Consider the following 16,372-nt stretch of genomic DNA (forward strand, 5'->3'; position numbering starts at 1 on the left):
GTCAAACGCGATGATCGCGCACCAGGTCGAGTTCGGTGGGCGTGAGCAGGCGTTCGAGTTGTTCGTCTATAGGGTGTGCGAAGCGTGGCGTGGAGATGTCTCGAGTTGCGGGTGTCTCGGGTGCGATGGCGGGAAGCAGCGGAACCTGATCCAGGTGGCGTCGATGTAAGAGCGAGCGCAGTTTCACGGCCGATCACCTCACGCTTGACGGAAAAGCTTGTGGCAGTGTCTGATGCTTCGTCTATCCGACATTGTGCGCGCGCCATTACAAAGCCGGGTGAACAAATCGCGAAAAAGTGACACATTTGTCTTCCAACAGCCGCCGACTAGGCTGTTTGCCGAACCGACAAGTCGTGCTAGACGGACATCCCTCACACAGTTCCTCGGAGGCAACGTTGCCGAAAAATATCGAAGCCACGATCGAGATCGCGGCACCGCCGGAACAGGTCTGGGCCGTTGTCGCCGATCTCAAGCGGATGCCGGAGTTCAGCCCGCAGTGCGTACGGATGCTCGCGCTCGGCACCCCGAAGGCGGGCACCTGGACGATCAACCTCAATACCGACGGCAAGAAATACTGGCCGACCACCGCGCGCATCGTGCGCTATGAGCCCAACCAGGCCTTCGCATTTCGGATCAACGAGAACCGCAGCATCTGGAGCTACACGCTGGAGCCGACCGATACCGGCACCCGGCTGATCGAACGCCGCGATGTGCCCAACGGCACCACCTGGTTCTCCCGCAAGTCCATCGATGCCGCGATGGGCGGCGAGGCGCTGTTCGAGGAAGAGCTCGAGCGCGGGATGAAGGTGACGCTCGACAAGATCAAGTCCGCGGTCGAGGCAGCCGCATAGGCCTCCGTTGTATCGCGAGCGTCGGGAACACCCTGTCGTGTTGATCGCAGGGCCCGTCAATCGTTGCCCTCGCACACCTTTCGTGCACCGACTCACCCCACGAAACGCCGCGTCCCAACCACGAAGGTATGCGAGAAGTAACTGCCCGGCAGGTCGACTCTAGGCAGGCGGCAGTTGTTGTTGCGGACCGAGACGGTGAAGGTCACCGGGGGCTGGGCTGGGTTACTGCCAGTTGGGCAGGGTCACGACCTGCGCGGCGTAGGACAGACCGGCACCGAAGGCGATCAGCAGCGCGGTATCGCCCGGCTTCGACTCACCCTTGCGCAGCAGCGCCTCCATGGCCAGCGGAATCGAGGCGGCCGAGGTATTTCCGGTCTCCTCGATGTCGTTGGCGAGTGCGCAGTGCTCGGGCAGCTTGAGCACCCGGGCCATGATCTCGATGATCCGGCCGTTGGCCTGGTGCGGGATCATCGCGTCCAGGTCGTCGGTGGATAGGCCCGCGCGATCGATGGCGTCGCGGCACACCTTCTCCAATGAATGTGCGGCCCAGCGGAATACCGCCGTACCCTCCATGGCGAGGTAGGGCCGCACCGCGTCCAGGCCCTTCTCCTCGATCTCTTCGAAGAATTCGATCCAGTCCTTGTCCTGTCGGATCGCGTGGTGTTGGGTGCCGTCCGACCCCCATACCGTCGGCCCGATGCGCTGCTCCTCGGATGGTCCGACCACCACCGCGCCCGCGCCGTCGGCGAACAGGAAGGCGGTCGCACGGTCCTTCGGATTGATGGTGTTGGTCAGCTTCTCGACGCCGATCACCAGCACATGTCCGGCGGTTCCGGCACGCACCAGATCCGAAGCGAGCGCGAGCGCGTGACAGAAGCCCGCGCATCCGGCCGAAATATCGAACGCCGCGGTGCCGTTCATGCCCAGCTCGGTCGCGATCTGCGGCGCGGCCGCAGGAGTCAGCAACAGGTGGGTGGAGGTGGCGACGATGACGCAGTCGACCTGATCGACTTCGACTCCCGCGGATTCCAGCGCGCCGCGGGAGGCCGCCACGCTCATGCTGTGAATCGTCTCTTCCTTGGAGGCGAAGCGCCGCGTTTTGATTCCGGAACGGGTGCGGATCCACTCGTCACTCGAGTCGATGGGTCCGGCCACCTCGTCGTTGGTGACGATTCGGGCGGGGCGGTAAACGCCGAGCCCGAGGATCGCCGTGTGCTCAGCCCCTGTTGTCTGGGCGATTCGAGCAGCCATGATGCGTCTCCTATGTACCTGCGGCGGCGCCGCCGGGTGCTACCCCGAAAGCAAAGATATGAGTCCCTCATCGGCCGGCCGCCTACGTCACCGTAGACATGAGGCCCCCTCATATTAGCCCGAGTCGCGCGTCTTGGGAGTGCGTATTCTCACATTTGGCGGGTATACCCCTGAAGCGCGCCCTGTGGTGCGGCGCTGACCCAACTAGTGATTCGAGGACACCATGCTCGGACTCGGGATAATCGGGTGGATCATCATCGGCGGTCTCGCCGGCTGGATCGCCAGCAAGATCATGAAGACGGATGCGCAACAGGGCATCCTACTCAACATCGTGGTCGGGGTGGTCGGTGGCCTATTAGGCGGATTCCTGCTCAAGGTGCTCGGCGTGGACGTCGAGGGCGGCGGACTCTGGTTCAGCTTCTTCACCTGCCTCGGTGGCGCGGTGATTCTGCTGTTCCTGGTGCGGTTGTTCACCGGCCGTAAAGCCATGAGCTGACAACTGTGTCGGATTTGTGGCGTTTGCGGGCCATCCGTGGTCACACGGGCTGCCTCCTCCGGGCCCGACGCAAACGCCGCAGTGCCACAGGCTCGGTTCCCGTAAGGTGTGAACGCTTGCGCCGGACCTATCGTTGAGGGGCGCAAACCGTCTGCATCGAGCACGAAAGAGGAGCCTGTGGCACGCCGTCCCACCCCGCCCGGCACGCCCGAAACGACCGGAGTCGGCCATGTCGTCGATCTGGTCCGGGCCGCGATTCCCCCACTGCATCCCGCCGGGCTGCCCTTCGTCGCGGCTCCACTCGCGGTGGCGGTAATCGGGGGTAAGCGCAAGTGGGTGCGCCGCACGGGGCTGTTGGCCGCCGCGGCCTGCGCAACCTTCTTCCGGCATCCGAACCGGGTGCCGCCGAATCGGGCGGGCGTGGTCGTCGCACCGGCCGACGGTGAGATCGCCTTGGTCGATACCGCGACTCCGCCCGCCGAACTGGGCCTCGGCGATGCGCCGCTGCCGCGCGTGAGCATCTTCCTTTCGGTGCTCGACGTGCACGTGCAGCGCACGCCCATCTCCGGCACCGTGCGCACCGTGCTGCACCAATCCGGTCAGTTCCGTTCGGCGGATCTGCCGGAGGCCAGTGCGGTGAACGAGCGCAACAGCATGGTCATCGATACCCCCGGTGGCGCACAGCTCGTGGTCGTGCAGATCGCGGGTCTCTTGGCGCGGCGCATCGTCTGTGACGCGCAGGCCGGCGACAAACTGACCATCGGCGACACCTACGGCCTGATCCGTTTCGGATCCCGGGTCGACACGTACTTCCCGGCGGGTACCGAACTACTCGTCGAACCCGGACAGCGCACGATCGGGGGCGAGACCGTGCTGGCCGTACTTGCCACCGACTCATGATGGAGCAGGCCCTGCCCACACCGCAGCGAAGGCGCCGGTCCATCCGGCTGTTGCCGAGCATCGTGACAATCATGGCGCTGTGCGCCGGATTGTCCGCGGTGAAATTCGCCCTGGACGACAAGCTCGACATCGCTCTGGCGATGGTGGGCGCGGCGGCCGTACTGGACACCCTCGACGGTCGGCTGGCCCGGATGCTCGACGCCACCACCAAGATCGGCGCCGAACTCGATTCGCTCTCCGACGCCATCTCCTTCGGTGTCGCGCCCGGTCTGGTGATCTACATCGCGCTGCTGGACAGCAACAGCGCGGGCTGGATCATCGCGCTGGTTTTCGCGGTGAGCATTGTGCTGCGCCTGGCCAGGTTCAACACCCTGCTCGACGACGACACTCGACCGGAGTGGTCGCGCGAGTACTTCGTCGGCGTGCCCGCTCCCGCGGCGGCGCTGATCGCGCTGGTGCCGATCGGGCTGTACGTGCAGTTCGGTGACGGCTGGTGGGTCGGCTACTACGAGGTCGCGGTCTGGACGATCTTCGCGGCGGCATTGGCGGTCAGCACGATTCCGACGCTGGCCATGAAGTCGGTATCGGTGGCGCCGCAGGCTGCGGCCGGGCTGCTGGTGCTGACCGCGCTCGCGGCCGCGGCGCTGATCACCTATCCGATCGTGCTGCTGCTGGTGCTGGTCGCGCTGTATCTCGGGCATATCCCGTTCGCCTGGCATTCGCAGCGCTGGGTAGCCGCGCGTCCGGAAACCTGGCAGCACAAGCCGTCCGAGCGGCGGGCGCAGCGGCGGGCACAGCGGCGACGGCCGGCGCTGCGGCGTCCGGTGATCCGCGGGGCGAGCCGCCTGCGGCTGCGTAGTCCGGGTAAGGAACATCGATTGGACGACCTGCACCACTGAGCCGTTGCGGGTTGCCAGGTATTCCTTTAGGAATCATCTAGGTCGCACGGGAATGCTGCAGTTATGAGCAGCGTTGCGGCACTTGGTGGTTTGGGATTCTGGGGATTCGATCTGGGTCGGGTTTTCGGTGGTGGCCGGACCATCGGATCGGCCGGCGAACTCTCGAAGGCCGGGAGGATCGCGACCGGTACCGTCATCTTCGGCGGCCGAGCACGGAAGAAGGTGGCGGTGGAACCGGACGGATTGCGCGAATTCCAGGCGCATCGCCCGCGTCTGTTCGCACTCGCCTATCGGATGCTCGGCTCCGCGTCCGAGGCCGAGGAGGCGGTCCAGGAGACCTACCTGCGCTGGGATGGCACCGACCGCAGCACGATTCGTTCGGTCGAGGCATGGCTGACCACCACGGTCGTGAATCTCTGCCGCACCTGGCTGGTTTCGGCGCGGGCGCGCCGCGAGACTTACGTCGGGCCCTGGTTGCCCGAGCCGGTGCCGACCGCGCGCGGTGAGCTCGGGCCGCTGGAGACGGTGGAGGAGCGTGAGCTGGTATCGCTGGCGCTGCTGACGGCATTGGAGCGGTTGAGCCCGATCGAGCGGGCGGTTTTCGTACTGCGCGAGGCGTTCGGATATGCCCACCGGGAGATCGCGGACATGCTCGCGGTGTCGGAGGCCAATTCGCAGCAGATCTTCCGCCGGGCCGGTATCCGGGTGCGCGAGGGGCGGCCGCGTTTCGATGTTCCTGCCGATCAGGCCCGCGAACTGATCGAACGCTCCCTGAAGGCGGCGCGGGTCGGCGATATCGAGGCCTTGGAGCGGCTGCTCGCGGCCGATGTCGTCTCGACCGCGGACGGTGGCGGTCAGGTCACCGCGGCGCGGCGTCCGATTGTCGGAGCTCCCGCGGTCGCGCGGTACGTGGCCGGACTTTTCCGCTGGGAAGTACCGGGGATGGTGATGGCGCTGGAGGAGATCAACGGCGCGCTCGCGGTCGTCGTGCGATTGGCGGGGGAGCCCGCGCTGGTGGTCGGTGTGGACACCCTCGAGGATGTGGTGACCGCGCTGCGCTTGATCGTCAACCCGGAGAAGCTGACCCATATCGGGCGGGAGTGACGCGGGTCATTATCCGAGGCCTGTCAGGGATCGGTCGGCTGTCCTCGGCGGCGTGTCCCTGAATATCGTCAACTATTGGTTGACGAGAACCGGATCGTCAACTTATGGTTGACGCATGACAATCAACGTACGACTCGACGATCTGATCGAGGGCATCAAAAAGGCACGTCCGGACAATGTGCTCGACCAACTCTCTGATGCCGTGGTCACGGCCGGGCATTTCGGCGAAGTGGCCGATCATCTGATCGGTCACTTCGTAGATCAGGCCCGCCGCTCCGGCGCCTCGTGGACCGATATCGGCGCGAGCATGGGTGTCACCAAACAGGCGGCGCAGAAGCGGTTCGTGCCGAAGGGGCCGGGTGATCCGGCGGAGGCCGCGGCCATGGATCCCAATGCGGGTTTCGCGAAGTTCACCCCGCGCGCACGGAAGATGGTGGTGGCCTCCCAGGAAGCGGCACGCACCTCCGGTCATCCGGAGATCGCCGTCGGACATCTGGTGCTGGCCCTGCTGTCACAGCCGGAAGGCCTCGGGGCCCGGGAGATCATCGCCCAAGGAGTAAAACTCGATGCGGTCCGGGACGCGGCAACAGCCGCCATCGCCCAGCGGCCCGCCGACCCTGCGAATTTGCCCGCGCTCATTCCGTTCGGAGCCGAGACCAAGAAGGTGCTGGAACTGACCTTCCGTGAGGCACTTCGGTTGGGACACAACTACATCGGAACCGAACATGTTCTGCTCGCACTGCTCGAACAGGAGAACGGTTCTGGGATCCTTTCCGCTCTCGGCGTCGACAAGGCGAAAGCCGAAGCCGATCTGGCCGAACTGCTGTCGGTGATCGCCGCCGAGAAGTCATGAACGTCTGGGCCGCGTTCGTCGCCGGACGACGTCGAATTGCCTGGATAGTCCTCGGCATTCGATGCGCGCACGCGGCCAGGGCACGGCAGCGGCGGGCCATCCGATCGCGGGGGACATCGGCGCGGCGCGCCTCACGGATACCGCTCGAATACCCTGCGCCCGTTGCGGCGTGACGGCGGTTCAGTGCTCCGGCACGTTGCGGGCGAGTTCGTCCAACCAGGCGGCGGCGGAGGCATCGCTCGGCGCACGCCAGTCGCCGCGGGGTGAAAGTGAGCCGCCCGAACCGACTTTCGGGGCATTGGGCAGGGTGGAGCGTTTGAACTGGCTGGTCTGGATGAAGCGGCGCAGGAATTCGGCGAGCCAGTGTTTGATGGTCGGCAGGTCGTAGGTGTTGCGCTGGTCGGCCGGAATGAGGTCCGGCCAGCTGCCGCGCTCGAGCTCGGACCAAGCGTGTCGGGCCAGGTAGGCGACCCGGCTCGGGCGGTAGCCGAAGCGCAGCAGGTAGTAGAGGTGGAAGTCCTGCAGTTCATAGGGGCCGACGGTGGCCTCGGAGCTCTGGCCCGGGGTAGTGGAATCGTGGCTGGGCACCAGCTCCGGCGAGATCTCGGTTTGCAGAATAGATGACAGCACGCGGCTTGCCTCGGCGCCGAACTGATGGGTATCGACCGCCCAGGCGATCAGATATTTGATCAGTGTTTTGGGGACCGAGGCGTTCACGCTGTAGTGCGCCATATGGTCGCCGACGCCGAAAGTGCACCAGCCCAAGGCGAGTTCACTGAGATCGCCGGTGCCGACCACGAGTGCGTTGTGCTGGTTGGCGAGTCGGAACAGATGCGAGGTGCGCTCGCCCGCCTGCACGTTCTCGTAGGTCACGTCGTACTGCGCGATACCTTCGGCAGCAGGATGATTCAGGTCGCGCAGCATCTGGTTAGCGGATGGGCGGATATCGATCTCCTGCGCGGTCACGCCGAGTGCGTCCATCAGTGCGTGCGCGTCGGTGCGGGTTCGGGTGCTGGTCGCGAAGCCGGGCATGGTGTAGGCCAGTACATTTGTGCGCGGCAGTCCGAGCCGGTCCATGGTTTTGGCCGCGACGATCAGTGCCTGGGTGGAGTCCAGTCCGCCGGAGACGCCGATGACCAACCGCTGACTGCCGGTCGCGCGCAAGCGGGTGCTCAGACCCTCGACCTGGATGTGATGCACCTCGGCGCAGCGTTCGTTGCGGGCGACCGGATCGCTGGGAACGTAAGGGAACCGCTGGATTTCGCGGCGCAAGGCAATGACGCTCGTCGGAATAGGCAACTCCACTTCGATGCGCCGCAGCCGTAGCAGACGGTCGCGGTGATCGTGCACATTGTCGGCGAAACTGGTGGTGCGGATGCGATCGGCGGCCAGCCGCTGCAGATCGAGATCGGCGGTGATCAACTGGGGGTGGTCGGAAAACCGCTCGCCCTCGGCGAGCAGGTCGCCGTTCTCGCATACCAGTGCCTGTCCGTCCCAGGCCATATCGGTAGTCGATTCGCCGTGTCCCGCAGCCGAATATAGATATGCGGCCAGATAACGCGCGGAATGTGAGGTGCACAACGCGCGCCGGTAGTCGGCCTTGCCGATGACGATATTGCTCGCCGACAGATTGACCAGCACCGTCGCACCGGCCAGTGCGGCATACCCACTGGGCGGCAACGGAACCCAGCCGTCTTCGCAGATCTCCAGGTGGAATACGAAGCCGTCGAGATTGGTCGCGGTGAACAACAGGTCGGAACCGAACGGCACTCGCTGACCGGCGATCGTGATGTGATCGTCCAAGGTCTCACGCGCCGCCGCGAATTGGCGCTTCTCGTAGAACTCGCGGTAGTTCGGCAGATAGCTCTTCGGCGCGGCCCCGAGTACCTTGCCGCGGCATACCGCGATCGCGCAGTTGAACAGCCGACCCTGGGTCCGCACCGGCGCACCGACCAACAGCACCGTGTCGATTTCCCTGCTCGCCGCGACTATCTGCTCGATTGCCGTGCCGACCGCATCATCGAGCGCGTCCTGGTGGAACAGATCGTCGGCGGTGTAGCTGGCGAGTCCGAGTTCGGGAAAGACCGTCAGCACCACGCCGTCGGCGGCCGCTTTCCGAGCGAGCTCGAGTGTCTGCTCGACATTGAACGCGGGATCGGCGACCCGGATCCGCGGCACCGCGACCGCCACCCGTGCGAACCCGTGCCGATAGAGCGAGTTGAACGGCAGTGCGGGCACGGGCGTCCCCTTTCGGGATCGTTGATCTTCCTGCACTTCGAAATTTACGCCCGCCCGCGCAGACCCCCGCCCCAGCGCGGCCATTTCGCCTTCGTCTTCGGCTCCTCCATGAGCGGGCCGCGTTCGATATCGGTGACCAACAGCGGCAGCCGCGGCGCGAGTACGTCGAGCACGGCCTGGGTGTGACCGCCCTGCGCGGCCCGGTACTCCGGTATGGTCAGGCCGACGATCTGCAGGAACTGCACCCGCCCGTGCGGTGTGTCGATGGCGCCGAGCTCCGGGTCGACGGCGAAGGCCACGGCCTGGATATCCGAATCCGGATGGTCCGCGGCGATCGGACCGTTCGACTTGATGGTGTGGCCGGGTGCGAACCAATTCCCGGACTGGAACACATACCGGGCCAGATTCTGCAGGAAGTTCGCGGGCCAGACCGGCGGTTTCTCGTCGGCCGGGGTGCGCAGTAGCCGGAAGGTGAATTCGAATCCCCAGCCCGATTCGTCGGGGCTATCCCATTCCTTCTCGTACAGCTCGGTCATGCCGTAGCTGATGTAGTGCCAGTGTGGGACCGGTTCGGTGCGCGGATAAGCGCTGATGCCGTCCAGCGGATCGGGCCCGCCGAGCGACCAGGGGACCCCCGTCCCCCAATGGCTGGGTGCGGTGTCGTGGTACAGCTGTTCCAACGCGGCGTCGATAGCGTTCCAGCCGGGACTTTCACTCACCTGGACACCATAAGGTCGGCGCCGATCATGCGCCGCGCCACATGGATAGTCATTGGCGAGCAGCCATTTGCCGGTCGCGCGATCCGGGGCGGCGCGGCGGATTCCGGACTGGTCGGCCTGTCGGGAAAGGGCTGTTCCGCCGCACCGGTAAGCTATAGCAATGGCGGATGAGATGGATTCCGACCTGGTTGCGGGGGAACGACGCGCTGATCTCGAGCGTGCGCTGACCTATGTCTCCACCGAATCGCAGCCCGATGGCAGCTACATCATCAACGGCGACCTGCCGCCCGATGTCGCGCCACCGTTCATTCGGGCGATCATGCGGGTGGAGGCGGAGTTGCTGCTGAACGACGCCGAACTCGTAACGGTCGATGAGGGTGAACCACGCACGCCCGAGGAGCGCCGGGCCGATGCGTTCGTCGCACTGATACTCCGGGTGGACGACCGCAGCTCGGCCTGAGTCGGGGCTGAGCTGCGCGGCGGACCTTGCACTCGCTACCCCTGAGTGCTAAAAAGGGCTTGGCACTCTCGACGTGTGAGTGCCAGGTCGGGACGGTGAGACCGGGTTCCATCGACACCCTCGGTCGTCCGTCGCGGGCACCGAACCTGGCCAGCGTAAATGGGACGATCCAACCTGCGATCGTCCTGTGTGTCAGCCATATACATGTGGAGGATCTCAACGCAATGGCCAAGACAATTGCGTACGACGAAGAGGCCCGTCGCGGCCTCGAGCGGGGCCTGAACGCCCTCGCCGACGCGGTCAAGGTGACGCTGGGCCCCAAGGGGCGCAACGTTGTCCTGGAGAAGAAGTGGGGCGCCCCCACGATCACCAACGATGGTGTTTCCATCGCCAAGGAGATCGAGCTGGAGGACCCGTACGAGAAGATCGGCGCCGAGCTGGTCAAGGAAGTCGCCAAGAAGACCGACGACGTCGCGGGCGACGGCACCACCACCGCCACCGTGCTCGCCCAGGCGCTCGTACGTGAGGGTCTGCGCAACGTCGCCGCCGGCGCCAACCCGCTGGGCCTGAAGCGCGGCATCGAGAAGGCCGTCGAGGCCGTCACGACTCGCCTGCTCGCCTCGGCCAAGGAGATCGACACCAAGGAGCAGATCGCTGCTACCGCGGGCATCTCGGCCGGCGACTCGTCCATCGGTGAGCTCATCGCCGAGGCCATGGACAAGGTCGGCAAGGAAGGCGTCATCACCGTCGAGGAGAGCAACACCTTCGGGCTCCAGCTGGAGCTCACCGAGGGTATGCGCTTCGACAAGGGCTACATCTCGGGTTACTTCGTGACCGACCCGGAGCGTCAGGAAGCGGTCCTCGAGGATCCGTACATCCTGCTCGTCGGTTCCAAGGTTTCCACCGTCAAGGACCTGCTGCCGCTGCTGGAGAAGGTCATCCAGGCCGGTAAGCCGCTGCTGATCATCGCCGAGGACGTCGAGGGCGAGGCCCTGTCGACCCTGGTCGTGAACAAGATCCGCGGCACCTTCAAGTCCGTTGCCGTCAAGGCGCCGGGCTTCGGTGACCGTCGCAAGGCGCAGCTCGCCGATATCGCCATCCTGACCGGTGGCGAGGTCATCAGCGAAGAGGTCGGCCTGTCCCTGGAGACCGCCGGCATCGAGCTGCTCGGCCAGGCTCGCAAGGTCGTCATCACCAAGGACGAGACCACCATCGTCGAGGGCGCGGGTGACGCGGAGGCCATCAAGGGCCGCGTCGCGCAGATCCGCACCGAGATCGAGAACTCGGACTCGGACTACGACCGGGAGAAGCTGCAGGAGCGTCTGGCCAAGCTGGCCGGCGGTGTCGCGGTGATCAAGGCCGGTGCCGCGACCGAGGTCGAGCTCAAGGAGCGCAAGCACCGCATCGAGGATGCCGTGCGCAACGCCAAGGCCGCCGTCGAGGAGGGCATCGTCGCCGGTGGTGGCGTGGCCCTGCTGCAGTCGGCTCCGGCGCTGGACGACCTGAAGCTGACCGGTGACGAGGCGACCGGTGCGAACATCGTGCGCGTCGCGCTGTCGGCTCCGCTGAAGCAGATCGCCTTCAACGCGGGCCTCGAGCCCGGCGTTGTCGCCGAGAAGGTCTCGAACCTGCCGGCGGGCCACGGCCTGAACGCCGACTCGGGCGAGTACCAGGACCTGTTGGCGGCAGGTGTCGCCGACCCGGTCAAGGTCACCCGTTCGGCCCTGCAGAACGCGGCCTCCATCGCGGCCCTGTTCCTCACCACCGAGGCCGTCGTCGCCGACAAGCCGGAGAAGGCCGCCGCTCCCGCTGGCGACCCGACCGGTGGCATGGGTGGCATGGACTTCTGAGTCCCGCCCCCCAGCACCACTTCTAGACCCGAAGGCCGGTCCACCAATGGTGGACCGGCCTTCGGTCTATCTGAACGGCAGCCTTGGTCTGGCGGAAGTTCTAAGGGCGCTATGGGTTTGCCTGCGGGTTGTGTGTGGGTGGTTATCGGAGGGGGATTTCGATTTCGCCGCTGCTATTCGACAGCGTTGAACGGAATGGCCGATCGCGAGCGGATCAAAGCACTGTAGCTACCGATTCGGTGGAAGGTATTGGGGCGGGGGCTATTTCGATGGGGCCATCGGCTGCTTTGCGGGTGCCGTTGGTCGTTGGGTTGGGGGTTCGATTTGTTGATCGGCGGATGTCTCGGGAGCATTGCCGACCATTGGATCGGAGTCGATTACCGGCGTGGGTGGGTGGGGTTCGACTACCAGCGTGCGTTGATCGGGTTCGACGGCCGGTGTGATGGCGGGCAGTTCGGGATCCGCTGGTTCGATCGCGGCCGATTCTGCTGCGGCGGCCAGGCGTAAACGTTCGGCGAGTTCGTTGAAGATGTAGAAGTTGGGGATCTGGCCGACGGGGGTGAGCGAGACCCAGTTGCCGTCTACCTTCATGCGGACCAAACCGCTTCGGGCGTCGATCAATTGGATCTGTTCCCAGGCGTAGGCCCGGCTGCGGAAATAGAGTGCGGCCAGGTCGAGGGCGATTTCGCCGAAATGGACGGTCGCACCGTCATCGATGGCGGCCACGGCACGGGGGAGTTGGGCCAGGGTGACGGCCGATTGGATGGCCCTGCCCCATTCACGCGCCTCGCCGAACAGGGTGTCGTCGAATGCGGCCTCGGCGCCGTCGGGGCCCGACATCCGCAGTGAGTACTCGGTGTGGGCGGAATTCTGGAAAGGGATGACCTGTTGGCGCACTTCGGCACTGTTCCAGCGGAATCCGGCCACCTGCTCCCCCGAGCGATACACGGTCATGCCGAATTCGAATAGATCCAGCCGAGCCGTGCGGTGCCGACGATTGCGCCGCCCACGGAAGAATGCCAAGGACGCGGGCACCAGGGCGAGCAGACCGATCGCGAGCGCACCGGGATATGCCCCGACCGTCACACAGATAACTCCGACCGCCGCGAACCCGCCCGCGACGATCCCGTAGCCGCGCACGAGGCTGTCGCTCGCCGGCGCCGGTAGAAACGTCTGTCGGTGCGTGCCGAGCTTCTGATATTCGGCCATCAAGTGGATCAGCTGCGACAGTGGAACCTTTTGTAGGCCGCCGGTTCCGACATCGCCATGGCTCGGAGTGGTCAATTGTCCCTCCATGAGGCGGTTTTCCTCCGCGGCGAAGCGTATGACACTCGACCGAAGGTCGCCACCCCAGCCTCGTGCCCGGTCAGTCGGCCGAGCTTACGTCATCGCGACGGCATACCCGCGATGAGTGCGCGCGTTTCGTTGTGATTTAGATCAAGTCGTCATGCCGTGAATAAGCCGATGGCCGGTCCGCTGAACGGACCGGCCGCGCGACGGGATCAGAATCCGTCGACCGTCAGGACGGCGAACGGCATGGTCGGGGTGCCCGGTCCCATCGGCCCGCCCTTATCGAATTGGGAAGAGACCACTAGCGTCCGATCATTGCTGCGCACCAATGTGGTGGGAATTCGCAGGGATTCGTCGGCGATTTTGCGTTCCAGTTCGACGGTCGCGCCATCGTCGGTGATCTTCCAGCGGGTAATGGCGTTGCTGGCATTCTGGGCCGCCCACAGCGTGCTGCCGTGCAATTCCAGTCCGTCACCGTGTTTCAGATCGGCGCCGTGCATGGTCACCCGGCTAATCGGGGCCGGCGAATTCGCCGCGGTCGCAACGCGATACAGCTCACCGGAGTTCATGTCAACGATCAGCAGATAGCGACCGGAATCGTCGGACGCGATGCCGTTCAAGGTAAACGCGTCCGGCGTATGCGGGCTGATGCTGGTGCTCAGGTCGAATTGTGCTGTCAGATCGGCCTTTCCGCCGTGTGCCGCGATGACCTGCTCCGGGGTGACCCGGTAGACGACCGGTCGCAGGCTGTCGGTCAGATATGCGCTGCCGTCCGGTGTGATGGCCAGATCATTGACCAGCCTCGGTCCGGCGCCGGTGACATCGAAGCGGGCGATCAGCGCACGGCTGCCGGTGTCGTACACCGCGACTCCGGCCGTCGAGTCGATAACCCACAGTCGCCCCGCCGCATCGACTTTCAGTCCATTCGCGGTCTTGCGGCCGTCGGCCCCCTCGGGCAAGAAGATTTCGGCCCGTGTGGCACCGGGTGTCGCGCGGTAGACGGCGCCGTTGGCGTATGAGCCGACGTAGGTGTCACCGGTGCGCGGATCGACGGCGATGCCCTCCGGATAGACGCGATCACCGGGCAGTTCGTAGGCGGTGCTGATGTGGATGGCTGGTTGGCTCACGGCCTCCGTCGCCGTACCGCATGCCGCGACTGCGGTGCAGGCAATGGCGATGGCCATGGACGAGATGGTGCGGAACATGCTCGTGGCTCCTGGTAGTCGAACATCCAGATGTGTTCACATCTTGGAACGTGCACGAACATATATTAGAACTCTAATCAACGTCAAGGCTCTAATGAGCAGACGGGCAGTTACCATGCGGATATGACGTCCATGCACTCCTCCGAGCGCCTCGGCTCGTATCTCAAGCGCGCCGAACAGGCCCTCAACTCGGCGAAGAGCGCGGCGCTCAAACCGGCGGGCCTCACCGTTCCCCAGTACGGGGCCCTGCTGTTCCTCATCGAAAACCCGGGTATCAACGCCGCCGCGCTGGCCCGGCTGTGCGGGGTGACCCCGCCGACCATGAATACGATCCTGACCAATCTCCAGGACCGCGGCCTCATCGAGCGCACCCCGCACGCCTGGCACAAGAACGTCCTGGAGACCCGCCTCACCGAAGCGGGCGCGGCGCTCGCGCAAGAGGCGGACGCGAGTGCCGTGCGCGTGGAACGCGCATTGGCCGACGAATTCACCGAGGCTGAACACGCCGCGCTGCGCGAACTGCTCACCCGCTGCGCCGACCTGCTCGACTCCATTCGCCCCGAATCCGCGCCGAAAAAATAGCTCCCGGATCGACCCGGGAGCCATTGGGATACAGGCGATTTCACACCGCGGCGACTACCGCCGTTTCGGTGTGGGCCGGTCGGCGCAAGGTCGCGACGCCGAGTGTGAGGGCGAGGAAGCCGACCGCGGCCGAGGTCCACGGGAGCCAGCTCGCGCCCGACGAATCCAGCACCGTGCCGCCCAGCAGCGAACCGATGCCGCTGCCGAGGTAGATGGCAGAGCCGTTGAGTCCGAGCGCGACGGTCGGCGCGTCGTGCGCAATGGCGAAGAGTCGGAACTGTTGCGGGATGAGGATCGCGGATCCGAAGAGACCGGTCAGGCCGAGTACCGCGAAGACCGCCCAGTTGGCGTGGGTGGCCGGGCCGAGTAGGAGCAGGCCGATGAGGCTGCCGACGAGTCCGATGGTCAGCGTGCGGGCCGGGCCGAAGCGGTCTACAGCTCTGCCGGCCTGTGAGTTGCCGATGACCTGACCGATACCCATGACCAGCAGCAGCCAGGCGAGTTGCCCCTGCGGCACCGATGGTGCGATGACGACCGGCAGGTAGACGATGGTCGTATAGCCCGCGGTCATCTGCAGTGTCGTCACCAGCAGAACCCGCAGTACGGCGGGCCGGGCGAGCACGCCGACGCGATCGCGCAATCCGGTGCTCGGCAAGGTGACCCGCGGCAGCAGCACCACGAGCGCGGCCGCGATGGCGCCGCCCACGGCAATCGCCCAGAGCACGCCGCGCCATCCGATCCAGCGCTCCACGAAGATACCGATCGGCACGCCCGCGACGGCGGACAGCGTGATTCCGGCGGTGACGACCGATAGTGCGCGGCCTCGGTGCGCATCGTCGGCGACCACCCCGGCCACGGCGAAGGCATTGGCCTGGAACGCCGCCGCGCCGATCGCGGCAATGATGCGCGCCCAGGCCATCACCGAAAAGTCCTGCGCCGCAGCCTGTCCGATCATGCCGAGGACGAAGAGAACCGCACCACCGCCCAATACCCAACGCCGGTCCCAGGATCCGGTGGCGGCCGCGATGACCGGTGAGGCGATGGCGTAGGTCCAGGCGAACATGGTGGTGAGCAGGCCCGCGGTGGCCACCGAAACGTCCAAATCGCGGGCGATGAGCGGGAGCATGCCATTGAGCACGAAACCGTCGGTACCCAGCACGAAGGTGCCGACGGCGAGCGGAATCAGGGACCGATACAGATTGTTCGATGATTGTCGAAGCATCTTATGATGCTGAGATATAATTCGATGGTTGTCAAACGATCGGAGGACGAACGTGCGTCAGCTACCGCAGCCGAGCACCGGCGACCTGGACCTGATCCGGGTGCTCAGCGCCATCGCCGATCCGATCCGGCTGGAGCTGATTCGTGCGCTCGCGGGGGTCCGCGAGCCGCTCAGCTGCGCCATCGACAAATTCGATGTCGAAATCACCGCCGCGACCGCATCACATCACTGGAAGGTGCTGCGCGACGCGGGTGTCACGACCACCTACGTTTCCGGCCGCAACCGGCTCGTCGAACTGCGGCGCGACGATCTGGACGAGCGTTTTCCAGGCCTGCTCGATGCGATCATCAACGGCTCGCAATCCTGACCGGGCAATCGTTCACTCAAACCGGGTCTCGGTGAGCCGAGGTGCCCGCTGTCTGCGTCCGTTGAGCGGTTCAAACGCCCCAAAA

Annotated in this window: 17 protein-coding genes; 10 read left to right on the forward strand and 7 right to left on the reverse strand. The window is 65.4% G+C overall.

Annotated features, from left to right (window positions below; genetic code table 11):
• Position 1 precedes the first annotated feature (1 nt).
• Positions 2-187: a hypothetical protein gene (locus ACIBJI_RS00310; RefSeq protein ID WP_364353662.1), complete on the reverse strand. Its 186-nt coding sequence runs from the start codon at positions 185-187 to the stop codon at positions 2-4.
• A gap of 208 nt (positions 188-395) precedes the next feature.
• On the opposite strand from ACIBJI_RS00310, the gene ACIBJI_RS00315 reads away from it, so the two are divergent.
• A complete protein-coding gene (locus ACIBJI_RS00315; RefSeq protein ID WP_364353659.1) occupies positions 396-851 on the forward strand; it encodes an SRPBCC family protein in 456 nt (151 codons plus the stop codon).
• Positions 852-1,073: 222 nt separating this feature from the next.
• Here ACIBJI_RS00315 and ACIBJI_RS00320 read toward each other — a convergent pair whose 3' ends face one another.
• Positions 1,074-2,102: a beta-ketoacyl-ACP synthase III gene (locus ACIBJI_RS00320; protein WP_364353656.1), complete on the reverse strand. Its 1,029-nt coding sequence runs from the start codon at positions 2,100-2,102 to the stop codon at positions 1,074-1,076.
• A 223-nt stretch (positions 2,103-2,325) separates the two neighbouring features.
• Here ACIBJI_RS00320 and ACIBJI_RS00325 point away from each other — a divergent pair, with 223 nt between their 5' ends.
• The 5 genes from ACIBJI_RS00325 (at position 2,326) to ACIBJI_RS00345 (ending at position 6,354) form a co-directional block, all read left to right on the forward strand.
• A complete protein-coding gene (locus ACIBJI_RS00325; RefSeq protein ID WP_364353653.1) occupies positions 2,326-2,598 on the forward strand; it encodes a GlsB/YeaQ/YmgE family stress response membrane protein in 273 nt (90 codons plus the stop codon).
• Positions 2,599-2,775: 177 nt separating this feature from the next.
• A complete protein-coding gene (locus ACIBJI_RS00330) occupies positions 2,776-3,498 on the forward strand; it encodes a phosphatidylserine decarboxylase (RefSeq protein WP_396958232.1) in 723 nt (240 codons plus the stop codon).
• Complete coding sequence (locus ACIBJI_RS00335; RefSeq protein ID WP_397082566.1) at positions 3,495-4,397, forward strand: CDP-alcohol phosphatidyltransferase family protein; 903 nt, start codon at positions 3,495-3,497, stop codon at positions 4,395-4,397. Before ACIBJI_RS00330 ends, ACIBJI_RS00335 begins: the two co-directional genes overlap by 4 nt.
• A gap of 228 nt (positions 4,398-4,625) precedes the next feature.
• Entirely contained in the window at positions 4,626-5,501 is an 876-nt protein-coding gene (locus tag ACIBJI_RS00340) for an RNA polymerase sigma-70 factor (RefSeq protein ID WP_396958334.1), read from the forward strand.
• A gap of 115 nt (positions 5,502-5,616) precedes the next feature.
• On the forward strand, positions 5,617-6,354 hold the full coding sequence (locus ACIBJI_RS00345; protein ID WP_397082568.1) for a Clp protease N-terminal domain-containing protein: 738 nt from the start codon (positions 5,617-5,619) through the stop codon (positions 6,352-6,354).
• 180 nt (positions 6,355-6,534) lie between these two features.
• On the opposite strand, the gene ACIBJI_RS00350 is transcribed toward ACIBJI_RS00345, so the two are convergent.
• Together ACIBJI_RS00350 and ACIBJI_RS00355 are read right to left on the reverse strand one after the other, a co-directional pair.
• Positions 6,535-8,592 carry an NAD(+) synthase gene (locus tag ACIBJI_RS00350; RefSeq protein WP_364353638.1) on the reverse strand — a complete coding sequence of 686 codons (2,058 nt, stop codon included), beginning with the start codon at positions 8,590-8,592 and terminating at the stop codon, positions 6,535-6,537.
• Between the two features lie 44 nt (positions 8,593-8,636).
• Positions 8,637-9,311 carry a suppressor of fused domain protein gene (locus ACIBJI_RS00355; protein WP_364353635.1) on the reverse strand — a complete coding sequence of 225 codons (675 nt, stop codon included), beginning with the start codon at positions 9,309-9,311 and terminating at the stop codon, positions 8,637-8,639.
• A gap of 160 nt (positions 9,312-9,471) precedes the next feature.
• Here ACIBJI_RS00355 and ACIBJI_RS00360 point away from each other — a divergent pair, with 160 nt between their 5' ends.
• On the forward strand, positions 9,472-9,771 hold the full coding sequence (locus tag ACIBJI_RS00360) for a hypothetical protein (RefSeq protein WP_364353632.1): 300 nt from the start codon (positions 9,472-9,474) through the stop codon (positions 9,769-9,771).
• A gap of 224 nt (positions 9,772-9,995) precedes the next feature.
• Positions 9,996-11,621, forward strand: coding sequence for a chaperonin GroEL (gene groL / locus ACIBJI_RS00365; protein ID WP_364353629.1), 1,626 nt, complete (start codon positions 9,996-9,998; stop codon positions 11,619-11,621).
• A gap of 261 nt (positions 11,622-11,882) precedes the next feature.
• On the opposite strand, the gene ACIBJI_RS00370 is transcribed toward groL, so the two are convergent.
• Together ACIBJI_RS00370 and ACIBJI_RS00375 are read right to left on the reverse strand one after the other, a co-directional pair.
• Positions 11,883-12,905 (reverse strand): DUF6585 family protein, encoded by a 1,023-nt coding sequence (locus ACIBJI_RS00370; protein WP_364353626.1) that lies wholly within the window; start codon positions 12,903-12,905, stop codon positions 11,883-11,885.
• Between the two features lie 218 nt (positions 12,906-13,123).
• Positions 13,124-14,116, reverse strand: coding sequence for a superoxide dismutase (locus ACIBJI_RS00375; RefSeq protein ID WP_364353623.1), 993 nt, complete (start codon positions 14,114-14,116; stop codon positions 13,124-13,126).
• A gap of 123 nt (positions 14,117-14,239) precedes the next feature.
• On the opposite strand from ACIBJI_RS00375, the gene ACIBJI_RS00380 reads away from it, so the two are divergent.
• Positions 14,240-14,698 carry a MarR family transcriptional regulator gene (locus tag ACIBJI_RS00380; protein WP_364353620.1) on the forward strand — a complete coding sequence of 153 codons (459 nt, stop codon included), beginning with the start codon at positions 14,240-14,242 and terminating at the stop codon, positions 14,696-14,698.
• A gap of 40 nt (positions 14,699-14,738) precedes the next feature.
• On the opposite strand, the gene ACIBJI_RS00385 is transcribed toward ACIBJI_RS00380, so the two are convergent.
• A complete protein-coding gene (locus ACIBJI_RS00385; RefSeq protein WP_397082571.1) occupies positions 14,739-15,920 on the reverse strand; it encodes an MFS transporter in 1,182 nt (393 codons plus the stop codon).
• Positions 15,921-15,948: 28 nt separating this feature from the next.
• On the opposite strand from ACIBJI_RS00385, the gene ACIBJI_RS00390 reads away from it, so the two are divergent.
• Complete coding sequence (locus ACIBJI_RS00390) at positions 15,949-16,287, forward strand: ArsR/SmtB family transcription factor (protein WP_397082573.1); 339 nt, start codon at positions 15,949-15,951, stop codon at positions 16,285-16,287.
• Positions 16,288-16,372 lie beyond the last annotated feature (85 nt).

Source organism: Nocardia sp. NPDC050408, assembly GCF_044458905.1.
Taxonomy (GTDB): domain Bacteria; phylum Actinomycetota; class Actinomycetes; order Mycobacteriales; family Mycobacteriaceae; genus Nocardia.

Excerpts from the sequence above, each read along its gene's own strand:
- ACIBJI_RS00320 (WP_364353656.1), bottom strand. The coding sequence starts at position 2,102 with ATGGCTGCTCGAATCGCCCAGACAACAGGGGCTGAGCACACGGCGATC.
- ACIBJI_RS00325 (WP_364353653.1), top strand. The coding sequence starts at position 2,326 with ATGCTCGGACTCGGGATAATCGGGTGGATCATCATCGGCGGTCTCGCC.
- ACIBJI_RS00335 (WP_397082566.1), top strand. The coding sequence starts at position 3,495 with ATGATGGAGCAGGCCCTGCCCACACCGCAGCGAAGGCGCCGGTCCATC.
- ACIBJI_RS00345 (WP_397082568.1), top strand. The coding sequence starts at position 5,617 with ATGACAATCAACGTACGACTCGACGATCTGATCGAGGGCATCAAAAAG.
- ACIBJI_RS00360 (WP_364353632.1), top strand. The coding sequence starts at position 9,472 with ATGGCGGATGAGATGGATTCCGACCTGGTTGCGGGGGAACGACGCGCT.
- groL (WP_364353629.1), top strand. The coding sequence starts at position 9,996 with ATGGCCAAGACAATTGCGTACGACGAAGAGGCCCGTCGCGGCCTCGAG.
- ACIBJI_RS00375 (WP_364353623.1), bottom strand. The coding sequence starts at position 14,116 with ATGTTCCGCACCATCTCGTCCATGGCCATCGCCATTGCCTGCACCGCA.
- ACIBJI_RS00380 (WP_364353620.1), top strand. The coding sequence starts at position 14,240 with ATGACGTCCATGCACTCCTCCGAGCGCCTCGGCTCGTATCTCAAGCGC.
- ACIBJI_RS00385 (WP_397082571.1), bottom strand. The coding sequence starts at position 15,920 with ATGCTTCGACAATCATCGAACAATCTGTATCGGTCCCTGATTCCGCTC.